The sequence below is a fragment of the Accumulibacter sp. genome, from assembly GCF_036625195.1.
Taxonomy (GTDB): Bacteria; Pseudomonadota; Gammaproteobacteria; order Burkholderiales; family Rhodocyclaceae; genus Accumulibacter.
The window spans coordinates 2,012,372-2,029,179 of record NZ_JAZKUG010000001.1 but is presented as its reverse complement, the minus strand read 5'-3'; the positions used below and the strand labels follow the sequence as shown (position 1 = coordinate 2,029,179).

General features: G+C 66.7%; 14 protein-coding genes. 1 reads left to right on the top strand and 13 read right to left on the bottom strand.

Translation table 11 applies throughout. The features are described from left to right. Positions 1-150: 150 nt before the first annotated feature. The gene (locus tag V5B60_RS08765) at positions 151-1,665 is read right to left on the bottom strand and encodes a DUF1254 domain-containing protein (protein ID WP_332346665.1); all 1,515 of its coding nucleotides are present in this window, start codon (positions 1,663-1,665) and stop codon (positions 151-153) included. 86 nt (positions 1,666-1,751) lie between these two features. Continuing rightward, positions 1,752-2,690 carry a LysR family transcriptional regulator gene (locus V5B60_RS08760; RefSeq protein WP_332346664.1) on the bottom strand — a complete coding sequence of 313 codons (939 nt, stop codon included), beginning with the start codon at positions 2,688-2,690 and terminating at the stop codon, positions 1,752-1,754. 106 nt (positions 2,691-2,796) lie between these two features. Between V5B60_RS08760 and V5B60_RS08755 the strand changes: the two genes are divergently transcribed. After that, complete coding sequence (locus V5B60_RS08755) at positions 2,797-3,477, top strand: carbonic anhydrase family protein (RefSeq protein WP_332346663.1); 681 nt, start codon at positions 2,797-2,799, stop codon at positions 3,475-3,477. A gap of 457 nt (positions 3,478-3,934) precedes the next feature. Here V5B60_RS08755 and moaE read toward each other — a convergent pair whose 3' ends face one another. The 11 genes from moaE to prsT form a co-directional block, all read right to left on the bottom strand. After that, positions 3,935-4,396: a molybdopterin synthase catalytic subunit MoaE gene (moaE, locus tag V5B60_RS08750; RefSeq protein WP_332346662.1), complete on the bottom strand. Its 462-nt coding sequence runs from the start codon at positions 4,394-4,396 to the stop codon at positions 3,935-3,937. A 3-nt stretch (positions 4,397-4,399) separates the two neighbouring features. Continuing rightward, a complete protein-coding gene (moaD, locus tag V5B60_RS08745) occupies positions 4,400-4,651 on the bottom strand; it encodes a molybdopterin converting factor subunit 1 (protein WP_332346661.1) in 252 nt (83 codons plus the stop codon). Between the two features lie 15 nt (positions 4,652-4,666). Further along, on the bottom strand, positions 4,667-5,872 hold the full coding sequence (locus V5B60_RS08740; protein WP_332346660.1) for a molybdopterin molybdotransferase MoeA: 1,206 nt from the start codon (positions 5,870-5,872) through the stop codon (positions 4,667-4,669). Further along, the gene (gene mobB / locus V5B60_RS08735) at positions 5,859-6,386 is read right to left on the bottom strand and encodes a molybdopterin-guanine dinucleotide biosynthesis protein B (protein ID WP_332346659.1); all 528 of its coding nucleotides are present in this window, start codon (positions 6,384-6,386) and stop codon (positions 5,859-5,861) included. The genes V5B60_RS08740 and mobB overlap by 14 nt, the downstream gene beginning before the upstream one ends. Continuing rightward, positions 6,383-7,720: a hypothetical protein gene (locus V5B60_RS08730; protein ID WP_332346658.1), complete on the bottom strand. Its 1,338-nt coding sequence runs from the start codon at positions 7,718-7,720 to the stop codon at positions 6,383-6,385. The genes mobB and V5B60_RS08730 overlap by 4 nt, the downstream gene beginning before the upstream one ends. Continuing rightward, positions 7,717-9,663, bottom strand: a complete 1,947-nt coding sequence (locus tag V5B60_RS08725; RefSeq protein ID WP_332346657.1) for an ATP-dependent DNA helicase — start codon at positions 9,661-9,663, stop codon at positions 7,717-7,719. Before V5B60_RS08725 ends, V5B60_RS08730 begins: the two co-directional genes overlap by 4 nt. Positions 9,664-9,896: 233 nt before the next feature. Further along, positions 9,897-10,691: a S1C family serine protease gene (locus V5B60_RS08720; RefSeq protein WP_332346656.1), complete on the bottom strand. Its 795-nt coding sequence runs from the start codon at positions 10,689-10,691 to the stop codon at positions 9,897-9,899. Position 10,692: 1 nt separating this feature from the next. Continuing rightward, entirely contained in the window at positions 10,693-11,616 is a 924-nt protein-coding gene (locus tag V5B60_RS08715) for a transglycosylase SLT domain-containing protein (RefSeq protein WP_034936197.1), read from the bottom strand. Continuing rightward, the gene (locus V5B60_RS08710; RefSeq protein ID WP_295349462.1) at positions 11,616-12,656 is read right to left on the bottom strand and encodes an SDR family oxidoreductase; all 1,041 of its coding nucleotides are present in this window, start codon (positions 12,654-12,656) and stop codon (positions 11,616-11,618) included. The genes V5B60_RS08715 and V5B60_RS08710 overlap by 1 nt, the downstream gene beginning before the upstream one ends. Positions 12,657-12,673: 17 nt before the next feature. Beyond that, positions 12,674-13,954 (bottom strand): nucleotide sugar dehydrogenase, encoded by a 1,281-nt coding sequence (locus V5B60_RS08705; RefSeq protein WP_295349431.1) that lies wholly within the window; start codon positions 13,952-13,954, stop codon positions 12,674-12,676. A 53-nt stretch (positions 13,955-14,007) separates the two neighbouring features. After that, entirely contained in the window at positions 14,008-16,794 is a 2,787-nt protein-coding gene (gene prsT, locus V5B60_RS08700) for an XrtA/PEP-CTERM system TPR-repeat protein PrsT (protein ID WP_332346655.1), read from the bottom strand. Positions 16,795-16,808 lie beyond the last annotated feature (14 nt).

Genomic DNA, 16,808 nt, shown 5'->3' with positions numbered 1-16,808 from the left:
GACGCATCACCAGCGCCGCTGCCACGCGGGATGCCCCTACCCCGCGTGCGCGGCGCCGCGGCGGCACAGACTTCACCCCGGCGGCGCGCTCATTGTCTGCGCACCATCACGCGCCGGCAGACGCGATCTTCGCCGGGTCCGGACGTGCGCCTAGGAAGCTTCCCTGACCTCGGGAACCTTCCAACTGCCATCCAGAATCGATGGTGCGTTTTCCTTCGGCCAGTAGAGGCGCATCATCAGGACGAAGGGGCCGTTGGGTGCCGGCAGCCAGTTCGATTCCTTGTCCTTGCCCGGCGATTCGTTCTGGATATAGAGGTCGACCGACCCATCCGGGTTCGTCTTGAACTTGTTGCGCTGGCTCAGGTTGTAGCGATTCAGCTTGTTGTCCACGAAGAAATAGTCCGCGTCGTACATGGTGAGTGACCAGAACCCGTTCACCGGCGGCAGTTGGCCCTTCTCGAAGCGCATGACGTACTTCTTCTCGCCGCTGTACTTGGCAGCGATGTCCGGTCCCTCCGAGGTCGGATAAACGGCATCCTCGGGCCGGTTGGCGCCGAGGCCGATCGCGGTGACGAGCGCGCGCTGGATGTAGTTCGTTCCGTACAGGCCGGTCTTCGTGGTGAACAGCCAGCCGTGCTCGAGCTTGAAGTCGCCCGCGACGATGCCGCCCTTCATCCAGTCCATGATCAGTTCCTGTGCCGGCTTGGGGGCACCGGCAAGGCCCTTGGCAACGGCGGGATCGAGCTTGGCTGCGTCGAAGTCCTGCCCCGGAACGACACCGATCCTGGCAAGCTTGGCCAGCATCGGAGCATCATCGGCCGCCGCCGGATTGCTCTTCAGCAGCTCGGCGAAGAGCTTGAAGTACGCGCTGGCATCGAGCGCATCGACCTGCGCGCGGACGGCAGTCTTCATGTCGATGGCCGGGTCGACCACTCCAGGGGTCGGCGTGCGGGATTGCCCGTAGGCGGACAGCGGCACGACCGAAATCTTGTCCTGCAGGGCATGAACGGCCTTGTAGTCCTCGGGGGTGCCGGTGCAATAGATGCGCCCGAGAATCCAGACGATGCCCGTCGGGGACTTGTACTCGGTCACGCCGGCGGGCAATTCGCCCGACCAGCCCGGTCCGGTGATGGCGTAGGTCTGTGCCTTGGTGCCCGTCGTCCGCTTGCCCGGAACCTGGAACACGTTGGTCCAGCCGTCGAGCATCGGGAACAGGGCATAGCGGTCCTTCATGTCCGGGAGGCTCAGGATCCAGGGCTCCTTCGAAACGTCGATCCAGGCGGTCGTGTACAGCGTGTCGGCGTTCGGCGCCGTGACATCGCGGTACGCGGCGTCGGGGTAGCTGCGCATCCGCACGAATTGCCCCATTGGTGCGCGCGACCCTTCCGCTGCGGCGACATTGGTCATCACCCGGCGCGTCATCTCCATGGTCACCAGGGGGTAGGCATAGACGTAGCTCTCGATGGCGATCGCGCGTGCTTCGGCTTCCTTGGCCGCCGCTTCGACCGCCTTCGCTTCTGCTTCAAGCTTCGCCTTGGCTTCCGCAGCGACACGGTCCACCTGCGGTTCCGCCTGTTTGCCGCACGCCGCGAGCAGCGCGAGTGACAGCGCTGCGAGTCCGATGGCGGCGCCATTGAGGCGCTTGCCGATGGCTTGTTCCTTCATTGAAGAATCTCCTTGTGGGTTCTGGAACGGCAAGGCTATCACAACAGGATGGCGCGTCGACAGCGGGCCTGTGGACCTTGCACCACTCATCCCTCGGCCAGAGTCTGTCCGTGCCAGCAGGAGTCACGGCGCCCAACCGGCTCGCATGCCGTCTGCTCGAGGTGTTCGAGAAAGACGGCCGCCACCGGAGACAGGCGTTTGCCGCGTGGGTAGAGGGTGAACCAGCGGGACTGGAGCGGGAAGCCCTGCACATCGAGAATCGTGAGCTGATCGCCCGCGGGTCGGGCGGCCAGGGCGTGGCGCGAGATCACCGCCAGGCCGAGGCCCCCGGCAACGGCCTGCTTTATCGCCTCGTTGCTGCCCAGCGCGAGCCGCACCTCGGGAACGAAGCCATGGTATGCGAAGTGAGCATCGCACGCCAGTCGTGTCCCCGAACCCCGTTCGCGCAGGATGAAGCGTTCGGCCGCGAGGTCCGCGAGTTCGAGGGGCCGCCCCGCCAGCCGGTGCCCTTCGTTGGCGATGAGGACCAGCGGATTGGGCAGGAACGCGTGGCGTTCGAGGTCGAGGTTCTCGGGCGGCATCGACATGATGTAGAGGTCATCGCGGTTCTCGCGCAGACGGGCGACGACACCGTCGCGATTCAGGACTTCGAGCGCAATCTCGATGTTCGGGTGCGCCGCACAGAAGCTGCCCAGCAGGCGCGGCACGAAATACTTCGCGGTGCTCGCCAGCGACACGCGCAGGCGTCCCCGTTCCAGCCCTTTCATCGCATCGATGGCCTGCTCGAACGCCAGCCATTCGTCGAGCATCGCCCGCGCCGTCGCCGCGAGCACCTCGCCCGCCGCGGTCAGGTGGAGGCGCTTGCCGATCTGCTCATGGAGGGGGAGACCGACGGCGTCGGCCAACTCGCGCAATTGCATCGATACCGTCGGCTGCGTCACGTGGCAGGCCGCTGCGGCCGCTGTGACGCTGCCGTGGTCGGCAAGCGCGAGAAAGAGACGCAGCTGGCGAAAGGTTGTATTCATAGATACTGATCTATTCCAATCATCATGAATATCGATTGTTCATTATTTTCACCGGTCGGTAACATCGCGGTCAACATCAATGACCGCGAAGGAAGCTTCTTCCGCCATGAAAGCGCATACGTCCGAAACCCAAGCCTCCGTCAACCCGGCGCTTGCCCTGCAGTTCCTCAAGGAGGGCAACGCGCGCTTCGTCAACAACCTGCGCGTGAGCCGCGACCTGCTGCAACAGGCCAACCAGACGCGCGACGGACAGTGGCCGTTCGCCACCATCGTCAGCTGCATCGACAGCCGCACGTCCGCGGAACTCATCTTCGACCAGGGCCTCGGCGACATCTTCTCGGTACGCATCGCCGGCAACGTGATCAACACCGACATCATCGGCAGCCTCGAATTCGCATGCCACGTGGCCGGGTCGAAGCTCATCGTCGTGCTCGGGCACACCTCGTGCGGCGCGATCAAGGGCGCATGCGACCATGTGGAGCTTGGCAACCTGACCGAGTTGCTGTCGAAAATCCAGCCCGCCGTCCATGAAGAGAACAGGACACTCGATCCGGCAGCGCGCAACTCGATGAACGCCGCGTTCGTCGAGAACGTCGCCGACCTCAACGTACGTCGCTCGGTGCGCTCGATCGTCAACCGCAGCACCATCCTCGAGCACATGATCGCCGCCGGCAAGGTGGGCATCATCGGCGGCAAACATGACCTGGCCAGCGGCACCGTGACGTTCTTCGACGACACCTGGTTGTACGACGAAGCGTCGATGCGGATCATCACCGGCAACCACTGATGTCCATTCGGGTTCGACCGCGGTGACGATCGGCACTTCGCCGGCGGCGACCGGTTCTTTTTCGGCGACGTGCGGCGTCCGGGGCGTCGTCCGCCGCTTCCCGGTCGAAGTCGACAGCGCCGGCACGCCCGCGAAGCCGCGACGCTGTTGCTCGGGCTGCCCCGTGCTGACCCGCACGGCGCAGCGCGCGGCCTAACGCCGTGCGCGGTGGCGACGCAAAGCGACGCCACTCCGCTGGCATAGCCAAGCCTCGAGCTGGATTTCGATCAACCGATCGCGCGGTAGCATCAGGCTGCGCCCGCCGCCTGGCGGCAAGCCCCTTTGCCGATGCACGCATGGGAGAATCCAGCGCAAATCGAGCCAGGACCATCGGGTGCAGGTCTGCAGATGCGGCCCCGATGGCGGTTGGATGCCTCGTCCTCTCCACATGGCACAGCCAACACCGGCAGGATCCACCTCACGCGCCCGGCTGCCGCCAGCGCTCGGCGGCGCGGTCGTCATCATCACGCGCCTCGACCCAGCGCGCCCCTGCCGCAGTCAACTCGCGTTTCCAGAACGGCGCCCGCGTCTTCAGGTAGTCCATGATGAACTCGCAGGCGGCGAAGGCCTCGGCGCGGTGCGCGGCGGCGACGGCAACGAGGACGATGCGGTCGCCGGGCAGCAGGCGGCCGACGCGATGGATCACCAGGGCGTCGATCAGCGACCAGCGCTGCAGCGCTTCGCCGACGATCGCCGCCAGCGCCTTCTCGGTCATCCCGGGGTAGTGTTCGAGGCTCATCTCGCTGACGCCGTCGCCACCGCTGACATCGCGCACGAGGCCGACGAAGGATGCCAGAGCACCGACCCGCGGCTCGGCACGGCAAAGGTCGGCGAGTTCGCTGCCGATGTCGAAATCGGCTTCCTGGATGCGCACCGGCATGCCTCAGCCCCCCGTCACCGGTGGAAAGAAAGCCAGCTCGTCGCCATCGGCGAGCGGCCAATCGAGCGGCACCATCTGCTGGTTGACGGCACAGCGCAGGTTCCTGGTCCCGGCCAGGCCCTCCCACGCACCGCCCCGCTGGCCGAGATGGCGAATGAGGCCGGCGACGTCGCGCACACCGGCCGGCAGCGCCAGTTCCTCGGCGGACCGGCCGAGGCGCTCGCGCACGGAAGCGAAGTAGAGAATGTTCAACATCAGTGTCTCCCGGATTCAGTCGAGCAAGGCCGAGAAAGGCATGAAGCAGACTGCGTCGCCACGCCGGATCACCTGCTGCGGCGGGTTGTCGATCAGGCCATCGCCCCAAGCCGCCGAGGTCAGGACGCCCGAGCCCTGGTTGCCGAAGAGCTCGACCGCGCCGCCGGAATGGCTGCGGACGCGCAGGAACTCGCGCCGCGCGTCCGGGCTTGGCCAGTCGAAATCGGCGCGCAACCGGTAGCTCGCCGGGGTCACCTCGCGCACCCCCTGCATCCGCAGAAGCAGCGGCCGCACCAGCATCAGGAAGGTGACGAGGCACGATACCGGGTTGCCGGGCAGCCCGACGAAGGGGACCTCGCGGCCGTTCGTCGCCAGATGGCCGAAAGCCAGCGGCTTGCCCGGCTTGATCGCGATCTTCCACATTTCGAGCCGGCCAGCGCCCTCGACCGCTGCCCGGACATGATCCTCCTCGCCGACCGAGACGCCAGCGGACGAGAGCACCAGGTCGTTCTTTCCGGCCGCGGCGCGCAACGCGGCCTGCGTCGCCGTCAGGCTGTCGGCGACCTCGCCGGCGTCGTCGACGATACAGCCAAGCCGTTCGAGCAGGGCCGCGAGGAGGAAGCGGTTGGCGTTGTAGATCGCCCCCGGCGGCAGCGTTTCGCCCGGCATGCGCAGCTCGTTTCCGGTGCTCAGCAGCGCCACCCGCAGGCGCCTGAACACCGGCAACGAGGCGATGCCGACCGAAGCCGCGAGCGCCGTGTCCTGTGGCCGCAGGCGCTGGCCGCAGGCGAGAATCTCGCTGCCGGCGGCGATGTCGCTGCCCGCCCGACGGATGTGCTCGCCTGGTTGCGGCAGGTGGTTGATCCGCACCTGCGCCGCAGCGTGTTCGCACAGTTCCTGCATCACGACCGCGTCCGCGCCGGGCGGCAGCGGCGCTCCGGTGAAGATGCGCGCCGCACTTCCCGGTTGCAGCCGGCTGCCGACGCTGCCGGCCGGAATGCGCTGCGTCACCGGCAGGCAAATCCCCGGCCGCGGGACATCGGCAAGCGCGACGGCATAGCCATCCATCGCCGAATTGTCGAGCGGCGGCGAATCGACCGTCGCCATCTGTGCCTGCGCGAGGACACGTCGATCGGCGTGTCGCGTCGCCAGCGACTCGACCTCGGCGACCGCCGGAGCCGCCGCGAGCAGGCGCTCAAGTGCTTCTTCAAAGGACTGCATCGGCTTCCTCCGTGCGTTGAAGATGATCGAGGATGAAAGCGACGATCGCCGGCACGTCGTTCAGGTCCAGCCAGCGGAGCCCCGCCGGCAGACCCGCCGGCTCTGCCTCGTCCGAGGCGACGGCGACGATCTGCCGCTGCTCCGGCCACAGCGGTGGCTTGCCATGCGCCGGCCGATGGACCTCGAGGCGGGCGATCGGCTCGCGCTTGAAGCCCTCGACGAGGAGCAGGTCACAGGGCGAGAAACGGCTCGCGCATTCGGCCAGCGTCGGCTCGGGCGCACCGCGCAGCTCGCGCATCAGCACCCAGCGCGACGCGTTGACGAGCAGCACTTCGCTGGCCCCTGCCTGGCGGTGACGGAACGAGTCCTTGCCCGGGCGATCGACGTCGAAGTCGTGATGGGCGTGCTTGAGCACCGAGACGCGCAGGCCACGCTCGATCATCTGCGGCAGGATGCGCTCGATCAGCGTCGTCTTGCCAGCACCGGAGTAGCCCGTGATGCCGAAGATCCTCATTCGCAGCTGAGGCAGCGACGCTGCCCGGGAACGGCGAGGACCGCGGCGAAGCCGCCACCGGGAGTCCGGAAATTGGTCGTCTGGCCACGGTAGAGGCGCGCCGAAACCAGTTGCACCGCACCGCGGTATGCATAGTTGCGCAGGTCGAGCTTGAAGTCCTGCTCGACACCGTCGATCAGCAGGCGGCGTTCGGAGGGGCTGACGACCGCCTGCGCGACATGGCCGCCGCGCGCGACTTCGGCGAACACCCGGCGCGTCAGCTTGTCGCCGCGATAGGCGGCCTTGCTGCCGAAACCGGCGGCCGGCTTGAAGAACCACTGCCGGCGGCTGGCCCAGAAAGCGTCGGCGTTCTCTGGCGTGACCTCTTCGGTACGTGGAATGCCGCTGGCGAGCAGCTCGCGGTCGCCAGGGTCCACGCCGATCGCCCGCAGCCACTCCTGGTCCCCGAGTGCCAGCAGATTGCGTTTGTCGGCGAACAGCGCATGCGTCCGCGGATGCGGCGTGAGGACGACGGCGTCGTCGAGATAGGCCTGGCGCAGGCTGGCGTTGCGTGGCGCGGCGAGCGCGAAATCGGTCAGCCGATTGTACACCAGGTCGATGGCCTCGCCGCGGCAATGCAGCCGCTCGCCATCGTACGACAGCTCGGCGGGATCGGCGACCAGCGCAGCGATGCCATTGTCGGCAAAGAGCCGGCGAAAGAGCTCGAACTCCGGCGCCAGGTATTGCTCGGCCGGCACCTCGTCGACGATCGCGACACGCGCCAGCGGACGCGTCGCCGCCACTTCCGGCCGCGCCAGCCGCCACTCGTTGCGGAACATGTCGAGAAAGAGACGCTCGACCGGCGGCGGTTGCGGCATGATCTGCGCCACCGCCGCACAGCACGCCCGTTGCGCCCGCAGGAGACTGGCATTGAGCAGCGCACCGCCGGCATTCGAGTTGATCTCGATGAGTTGCGGCCCCTGCGGAGCGAGATGGAAGTCGTAGCCGAGGAAGACACCCGCGGCTGCCGGCGCGTGCTGCGCCACCGCCGGCGCGTAGGCGAGCACCCGCTGCCGGTAGGCAGGCAGCGCGACCACCCGCTCGATGGCGGCGATCGTCCGCGTCATCCGCTCGAGATGCAGTGCGCCGACGAAGACCATGCTGTCGGCGAACAGGTGCGGGCGGCTCGCCAGCCAGTCACTCGCTCCGGCGTCACGCGCACAGGCCGCGAGTTCCCGCCGCAGCGACTGGTGATCGACCGAGATGCAGGCGCAACCACGATTCAGCAGTTCCGCCGCGGCACGGCAGTCGGCCGGCAGGAGTTCTTGCAGCGATGGTGGCAGTTGCGCGTTCATGCGCCGCTGGCACCGGCTGCCGGTCTGAAGAAGGCCACCGCGTCAGCCAGCTCGCGCGTCCGCCGCATCGGTGGCAGGCTGCGCCAGATCCGCTTGCCGTAGGTCTTGGCGATCAGGCGTGGATCGCAGATCATCAGCACGCCGCGGTCGCTCTCATCGCGAATCAGCCGGCCCGCCCCCTGCTTGACGTTGATGACCGTCCGCGGCAGCTGGTACTCGAGAAATCCATTGCGGCCTTCGCTGCGCAGCTTATCGAGTCGTGCCGACAGCACCGGGTCGTCGGGTGGGGCGAACGGCAGCTTGTCGATGACCACCAGCGACAGTGCCTCGCCACGGACATCGACGCCTTCCCAGAAGCTCTGGCTGCCGATCAGGATGGCATTGCCGAGACGGCGAAAGCGCTCGAGCAGCTCGTTCTTCCCCAACTCGCCCTGCAGCAGCAGCGGCAGCTCGAGACCGTCGCGGGCGAGCCGCTCGGCGAGCAGTTCGTGTACCCGGCGCATCGCGCGCAGCGAGGTGCACAGGAAAAAGGCGCGGCCGCCGCTCTCGCGCAGCACCGGCCACGCTGCGCCGACGACCGCCTCGGCATGGTCGGGAGCGTTCGGTTCGGGCAGATTGCGCGGCACGTAGAGCAGCGCCTGCCGCGGATAATCGAAGGGGCTCTCCCAACGCGCCGAAGACGCATCGACCAGGCCCATCTCCGCACAGTAGTGGCCGAAGTCGTTCTGCACGGCGAGCGTCGCGGAAGTGAAGATCCAGGCGCGCGGATGCCCGCTCATCTGCTTCTGCATGATGCCGGCGATCGCCAGCGGCGTGGCATTGAGCTGCAGCGCGTGCGTATAGGTCTCGGCCCACCGGACGAAGTCGTCGTTGGTGCCGGCCTGCCAGGCTTGCAGCCGTTGCAGCAGGCTACCCGCACGCCGCCAGCAGTTGTCCAGCCCCTCGCTGCGCTGCGCCTGCGTCTCGAGCAGGGCGGCCAGCGCCTCGACGGCTGCGATCGTGGTCGCCAGGGCCTCGGCAAACCGGGGTCGGGCGGCAAGCTGCGGCAGTGCATGACGCGCCGGCTCGACCGGCAGCGTGAGCCGCAGATCGCGCACGTCCTTCTCCAGCCGGACGCTCAGGCGTGGCAGGTCGAGGCAGTCGCGCGCCGCCGTCAGCGCTTCGCTCTGCGCGTCCCGGCCAAGTTCGAGGAGTTGCGCGGTCGAGACGCTGTCGCCGAAGAACAGGCTGGCGACCTCTGGCAACTGGTGCGCTTCGTCGAAGACCACCGTGTTGCAGGCCGGCAGGAGTTCCGCCGTGCCCTCGTCGCGCAGCATCACGTCGGCGAAGAAGAGGTGATGGTTCACCACCACCAGGTCGGCGGCCAGCGCCTCACGGCGGGCAGCAAGGACGAAGCACTCCTTGTGCTGCGGACAGTCCTGCCCGAGGCAGTTGTCGCGCGTCGAGGTGACCATCGGCCACACCGTCGCGTTCTCGGGCACATCGACACACTCTGCCTTGTCGCCACTGCGCGTCTGCTGGGCAAAGCGTGCGATGCGCTGCGCCCAGGCAGCATCCTCGCGCGTGAGGAAGCGGCCATCGGCGAGCGAGCGTGCGAGATGGTGGTGGCAGAGATAGTTGGCACGGCCCTTGAGCAGGGCAACCCGGACCGGCAGGCCGAGAGCCTTGCGGATGGTCGGAACGTCGCGCGCGAAAAGCTGGTCCTGCAGGTTTTTCGTCCCCGTGGACACGATCACCTTGCCCCCCGAGAGCAGCGCCGGAACGAGGTAGGCATAGGTCTTGCCGGTGCCGGTGCCGGCTTCGGCGACGAGCACCGCGTTGGCCGCCATGGCGGCGGCAATGCGTTCTGCCAGTTCGAGCTGCTGCGACCGCGGACGATAACCGGGAACCGCCGCGGCGAGCGGCCCGGAGGCGGAAAAGACTTCAGCGAGCAAGGCGGTCATTGACGGTCCGTCGGAGCAGCGAGCATGCTACCAGAAGCCGGCTCAGACAGCCGCAAAATGAAGGTCCGTGCGCAGGAAGGCAGCCACCGCTCACCGGCAACGGGCCGTTGGCAGCCGGGTCCGACAAGGAGACCGCGGCGGCAGATGATCGATTTCCCTGTCGGGCAAGGACTGCCCCGGCCGCATGGCGCGGCAGCACCAGGGCATCGGCCAGGGCCCGGGGAAGCGAAGATTTACTCCGTGCCGCTCTTCTGCAACAGCTCCCGCAGGAAACGCACGGGAATGGCGAAGCTGATCCCGGACGGCTTGCTGAGAACCGATTCCTTGTTTTCCTTGACGAAGACCATGTTGATGACGCCAAGCACCTCGCCGCGGCTGACCTCGAACAGCGGGCCGCCGCTGTTGCCCGGGTAGGCCGTCGCATCGAGCTGATAGATGTCGAAACTGCCTTCCCTGATCTGCTGCACGACACGGGCGTTCAGTTCGCGGGCATTGGCCCCCGGCAGGACGATCGGCGTGATCGCCGAAATGATGCCGCGATGCGTGACCGGCGACAACCCCAGCGCGCCGCCGATGGGAAAGCCGGTAAAGGCGATCGCCTGGCCTTCGCGCACGGGCTCCGATTCGTGCAGGGTGAGGGTCGGCAGCAACGGGCCATCGATGCGCAGCAGCGCGAGATCGTGCCCCTTGTCCACCGCGACGACCCTGGCCGGCCGCTGCTGTGCCTTGCCAGCGGCCGGCCGGACGAGGATGACCAGCTTCTCGCCTGCCGCCTCGTCGATCGCTGCCGCGACCACGTGCGCATTGGTCGCCACCGTGCGGCCGTCGCCGACGACGAAGCCCGTTCCGCGCATGACGAACTGCGGGCTGCGGGTCACCTGCTGCGTCCCGACGACGACCACCGATGGCTTGATCCGCTCGATGACATCGGGCAGTTCGGCTGCCACCGTCCCTGCCAGGCCCAGCAGGCCACAGACAACGGCAACGGCGGCCAGCAGGTGGCGCAAGGCCGAAGGCACGGCCTGCATCCTACACTCCCCGGATCGAACGGATGCGCGGCAACTCCGGCGACGGCGTGGTCACCTTGGCGTCGTAGGGATGATCGTCGCGCTTGAAGATGCTGATGATCCGCTTGACGTAACCCTGCGTCTCGGCATAAGGCGGCACGCCGCGGTAGCGATTGACCGCGCCCTCGCCCGCGTTGTAGGCGGCGGCAACCAGACTGACGTCGCCCTCGAAATAGGCCAGCAGCCAGCGCAGATACGCCAGCCCGCCACGCAGGTTCTGCTCCGGATCGAATGGCTGCCGGACGTTGAACCGTGCCGCAGTATCGGGAATGAGCTGCATCAACCCCTGCGCGTTCTTGTTCGACAGCGCTGCCGGATTGAAGTTGGATTCGGTGCGGATCACCGCCAGAGCCAGCCGCGGACTGACGCCGTACTCCGGTGCCAGCTGGTTGACCAGACCGACGACCTTTTTCTGCATTTCGGTGATCGGTACGAGGACATCCTTGCCGTCGTCGAGGAAGGCGAAGCCGCGCATGCAGTCGGGAACGGTCGCCGCCGGTTCGCCGACGAATCGCTGCATCCTCTGCGACTGCTCGTGTCCCTGCCTCGCCGCCAGGGCAAAGAAGTACGCCGCCCGGGAATCGTCGCGCTCGATGCCGCGACCATTGGCGTACATCCAGCCGAGGTTGAACTGCGCTTCGGCATCACCCATCCGGGCGCCCTCGCAATAGAGCTTCACCGCGCGCGCGTAATCGCGCGGCACGCCCTCGCCGTGCTCGTGCGCCAGAGCCTCCTTGCGCAGCGCCAGCCGGCGCTCGGCCTCGGACTCCTTTGCCGCGACGCCGGCGGCAGCGGCAAGGGATGGCGCGGCAAGACCCAGCAGGCCACAGAACAGGATTGCACCCCGGCGCATCAGGGCGGAACAGCCAAGACAGGAAGCTTTCATCAACGAACTCCAGCGGCCACGCCGAAACGTGACACGTACCACGGCATCGCCGCCCGAACCCCCTCCTCGATCCGGTGGCTTGGAAAATAGCCAAGCAGACGCCTGGCCTTGGAAATGTCGGCGCGCGAGTGGCGCACGTCGCCTGGTCGGTAATCGCCATGCACCGGTCGCAAGTCGCGCACGTCGGGACAGAAGTCGAGCAAGGCCTCCCGCAGGACGTCGAACAGCCGGTTCAACGAAGTACGGTCGTCGACGGCGACGTTGTATACCTGATTCACTGCCGCCGCATCGTCGCTCGTCGCCGCCAGCAGGTTGGCCTGCACGGCATTGTCGACAAAGCAGAAGTCGCGACTGGTCTCGCCGTCACCGTTGATCGTCACGACATCGCCGAGCAGCATCGCGCGCGTCCAGCGTGGGATGACCGCGGCGTAGGCCCCCTCGGGGTCCTGGCGCGCGCCGAAGACGTTGAAGTAGCGCAGGCCGACCGACGGCAGGCCATAACAGCGCGCGAAGACGTCGGCGTACAACTCGTTGACCAGCTTGCTGACGGCGTACGGCGACAGCGGCCGGCCGATCTGTTCCTCGACCTTGGGCAACGCCGGATGATCGCCGTAGGTCGAACTCGACGCCGCATAGACGAACCGCCGCACGCCGGCATCGCGGGCGGCGACGAGCATGTTGAGGAAACCGTCGACATTGCTGGCATTGGTCGCCAACGGATTGGCCAACGAGCGCGGCACCGAACCGAGGGCCGCCTGGTGGAGGACGATCTCCACCCCGTGGCAGGCTTCACGGCAAGCATCGAGGTCGCGTATGTCGGCCTCGATGAAGCGATGCCGGTGCCAGGCTTCGACGCCAACCAGCGACTGCACTTCGTCCAGGTTGCGCCGGTGGCCGGTCGCGAAGTTGTCCATCCCGACTACCGTCTGGCCCATACGGAGCAGGTTCTCGACGAGGTGCGAGCCGATGAAGCCGGCGCTTCCCGTCACCAGCCAGCGCGCCGGGCGCTGCCGCAACCGCTCAGCGAGCGACGACAACACCGGCGCCGCAGTAAAACTCACAGACGCCACACGCTCACCCCGTGCGCCACCAGCTGCGCTTCGTTGAACATGCTCTTGACGTCGGTCAGCACACCGCCGGGCTGCAGCTTGCCGACGAAATCGGACAACGGACGCTCCTTGAACTGGCGGTGGGCAACCGCAGCGACAATCGCCGCTGCCGCCGGCAGCTCGTCCCACGGCGCCAGCTCGACGCCGTACTCGTGCCGTGCCTCGGCTGCATCGGCCACCGGTTCATGCACGATCACGCGCGCACCGTAGGACTCGAGTTCGCGGATGACGTCGATGACGCGCGAGTTGCGCAGGTCGGGACAGTCCTCCTTGAAGGTCAGGCCAAGGACGATGATCGGTGCCCCCTTGACCTGCCAGCCATTGCGAATCAACTGCTTGACCGTCTGCTCGGCAATGAACTTGCCCATGCCGTCGTTGATCCGCCGCCCGGCGTTGATCACCTGCGGGTGATAGCCGAGCATCTCCGCCTTGTGCGTCAGGTAATAGGGGTCGACGCCGATGCAGTGACCACCGACGAGTCCCGGCCGGAAGGGCAGGAAGTTCCACTTGCTGCCCGCCGCCTCGAGGACCTCGACGGTGTCGATGCCGACACGATCGAAGATGATCGCCAGTTCGTTCATCAGGGCGATGTTGAGGTCGCGCTGGGTGTTCTCGATGACCTTGGCAGCCTCGGCAACCTTGATGCTCGACGCCGGAAAGACGCCGGCCGTGATGACGCTGGCGTACATCTGGCGAACGCGCTCGAGGGTTTCCGGGGTGTCACCGGAGACCACCTTGACGATTTTCGTCAGCGTCCGCTCCTTGTCGCCCGGATTGATCCGTTCGGGCGAGTAACCGACGAAGAAGTCCTGCTTCCATTTCATCCCGGAACACTTCTCGATGATCGGGATGCACACTTCCTCGGTCGCGCCCGGATACACCGTCGACTCGAAGACGACGGTCGCGCCACGCTTGAGGTTCCTCCCGACCACCTCCGACGAGCCGATCAACGGACCGAAGTCCGGTTGGTGCGCCGGGTCGACCGGCGTCGGTACGGCAACGATGACGAAGTCCGCCGCCGCCAGAGCCGTCGGATCGTTGCCGACTTCGAGGTGGATGGCCGCCGCGAGATCGGTGCTGCTGACCTCACCGGTCGGGTCGACGTGGCGGCGATAGTGCGCCACCTTGCTCGCCGACAGATCGTAACCGATGGTCCGCATCTTCTTGCCGAACTCGACGGCGAGAGGCAAACCGACGTAACCGAGACCCACCACAGCAACAATAGTCATGAACACTCCATTCAGTTGGTTTTCCGCGCTGACTTCAGCAAGCCTCCGCTTGACTACAGACCCTTCTGCAACTCCGCGACCTCTGCCTGCGCCGGGAACTTGTCGCCCAGCTTGGCGACCTCATCAAGCTGCTTCTTGGCTTCTCCCTTCTGGCCTGCCTTGATCAGCGCCCGCGCATAGTTGACGCGGATCACCGCTGCCTGCGGCGCCAGGTCCAGTGCCTGGCGGAACAGCTCGAGCGCCCGCTGCGTGTCGCCCTTTTCCATCAGCAGCACCGCCAGGGTATCCATCTGTGCCGGCTGGTTCGGTGCCAGCCTGTTCGCCTTCTCGGCATACTCCATGGCCTTCGGGTCCTTCGTCTGGGCGCCCACCCAGGCCAGATTGTTGAGCACGATCGCATTGTCCGGCTGCGCCTCGAGCAGCACGCGGTAGTGCCGGGCAGCAGTCGCATAATCCTTGCGTGCCGTCGCGTGGCCTGCCAGGTAGAAGCGGAAACGCGTGTCCTTGACGTTCTCCTTGAGCCAGCCGGCGGCGAAGCTGTCCGCCTCGCTCAAGTTGCCGCTGCTCGCCAATGCGAGATGCAGCTTGGCTGCCACGTCGGGACCTCCAGCCTCCTTGAGCCCCAGACGGTAGGCGGCAATGGCTGCCGGCCAGTTCTTCAGCGCAGCCTGCGCGTCGCCCTCGAAGAGATAACCGATCGCCTCCTTCGGCCGCTGCTTCTGGACCTCCTTCGCCACCGCAATGGCTTCGGCCGCCCGCCCGGCATCGAGCTCGAGCATCATGATCCCGCGCTGTGCCTCGAGCGAATTCGGCTGCACCTGCAGAGCCTTCCTGAGGTTTTCCAGGGCAGCTGGCTTGTTCTTGGCCGCCACCTCGATCTCTGCCATGCGCAGATAGGGCAGCGGCAGATCGGGTTTCAGGGCCGCCAGTTTGCCATAGGTCGCCAGCGCCTGATTGTAGTCCTGCGCCGCCTGCTGCGCGCGTCCGGCCGCGTCGAGGATCTCCGGCCGGTCGGGCAAGGCGGCGACCGCGTCCTGTCCGGCTGCCAACGCACTCTTGACCTCGTTCTTGCCCAGATACAAGCCGATCAGCGCCAGTCGTGGTGCGGGCTCCTGCGGGTTCGCGGCGATCGCACGGTTGATCAGGGTGGCGACTTCCTCGGTCTTGCCCCCGGTCCTCGAGCGCAGCTCCGCCAGGGCGAGATATCCCTGCGTACTCTTCGGATCCTTGGCGACAACCGCCTCGAAGCGCTTCTTCGCCTCCTCGGGTTTCTTGTCCGCCATGTCCAGGCTGGCCAGGTTCGCCGCCGCCGGGAAGTAGGCGGCGTTCAGTGCGAGTGCCTGCTCGAAACTCTTGCGGGCGCCCGCCACATCGCGCTTGCCAAGCAGCGCCGTGCCGCGCAGGTTGTGCACCAGCGGGTTCTCGGGCTGCTTCTTCTCCAGGGCGGCGATCGCCTTCAACGCCGGGTCGAACGCCCGCCGTTGCAGATGCGCCGTGATCAGCGCCAGATCGGCGCGATTGCCGGGGTCTGCGGCAGCCACCTGTTCGAGGTCGCGGAAGGCCGTGTCGGTATCGCCCCGGGCCAGATTGACCATCGCCAGCGAAGTCCGCTTGCCGGCATTCTGCGGATCGAGCGCCGCCGCCTTGGCGAAATACTCGCCGGCCTTTTCGACTTGGCCATTCTGCAGGAACACCTGTCCGGCCAGTGCCAGCATGTTTGAATCCTTGTCGATCTTGCCGAGAACCGGCTCGATCAGCGCCAGGGCCTTCGCCGGCTTGCCGTCACGCAGGTAACTGGCAATCAACACGCGGCGGGCAATGCCGAGTTCGGGTGTCTTCGGCAGCGCCTTCAGGAGGTAGTCCTCGGCCTGCGGGTAGGCCTTGAGTTCGTATTCGATGAGGCCGGCCAGTTGCAGACCGAGCGGGTTTTCCGGAACGACGCGCAACATCAGCAGGATGGCGTCCCGGGCGGCGGGATAGTCCTTCTTCTGGTAGGCCAGCATGGCCGTCAGGTAGTGCGTCTGCGGATGATTGGCGGCGAACTGCTTGATCGTCGTCAGCTGCTGCGCGGCCGCATCGAGCTGATTCTCGGCCAGTTGCTGGCGCATGATCGCAGCGTGCCCCGCCAGATAGTCCGGCTTGACTTCGACCGCCTTGCGATAGGCTGCCATCGCCCCCGCACCGTCGCCCTGAGCCTGCAGCAGATCACCCTTGAGCTGCCAGGCTTCGTACAACCTGGGCGAATCCTGCAGTCCGCGGTCAAGTATCGCCAGCGCTCCGGGCAGGTCGCCGCCGGTGGCTTTCAGCCGTGCCTCGCCGATCAGTGCCGGCGCATAGCCCGGCTGCGCCGCCAACGCCGCGGCATAGGCTGCCTCCGCCTGCTGCGGCTTGTCCTGCAACAGATAGGCCTGGCCAATCGACGTCTGCAGGTCCGCCCTCGCCTCGGCGGTCGCCAACGGGGCGTTGGCCAGATCCTTGATCACCTTCTCCGCCTGGCCCATCATCAGCAGTGTGCGGGCCAGCAGGGGGGTGATCTGTTCGACCGAGTAGTTGAGTTCCTGCGCCTTGCGCAACTCGACCTCGGCACCAGCCGGATCGCCACCCGCAAGCAGCGCCCTGGCCAGCAGAAAACGGGCTTCGGCGAGTTGCTGATCCTGCTGCAAGGCGTTCTTGAGCTGGATCACCGCCGTCTTGTGGTCGTTCTTCTGCAGTGCTTCCTTCGCCTGATTCAACAGATCCGCGGGCTTCTCGCCACCACCGCAGCCCAGCAGGAGCAGAGTGGCGAGCAGTGCCGAGGCGGTCGCCTTGCGCAGCGCAGGCACGGAGTTACGAGTATTCATCAAAATCCCCCTGT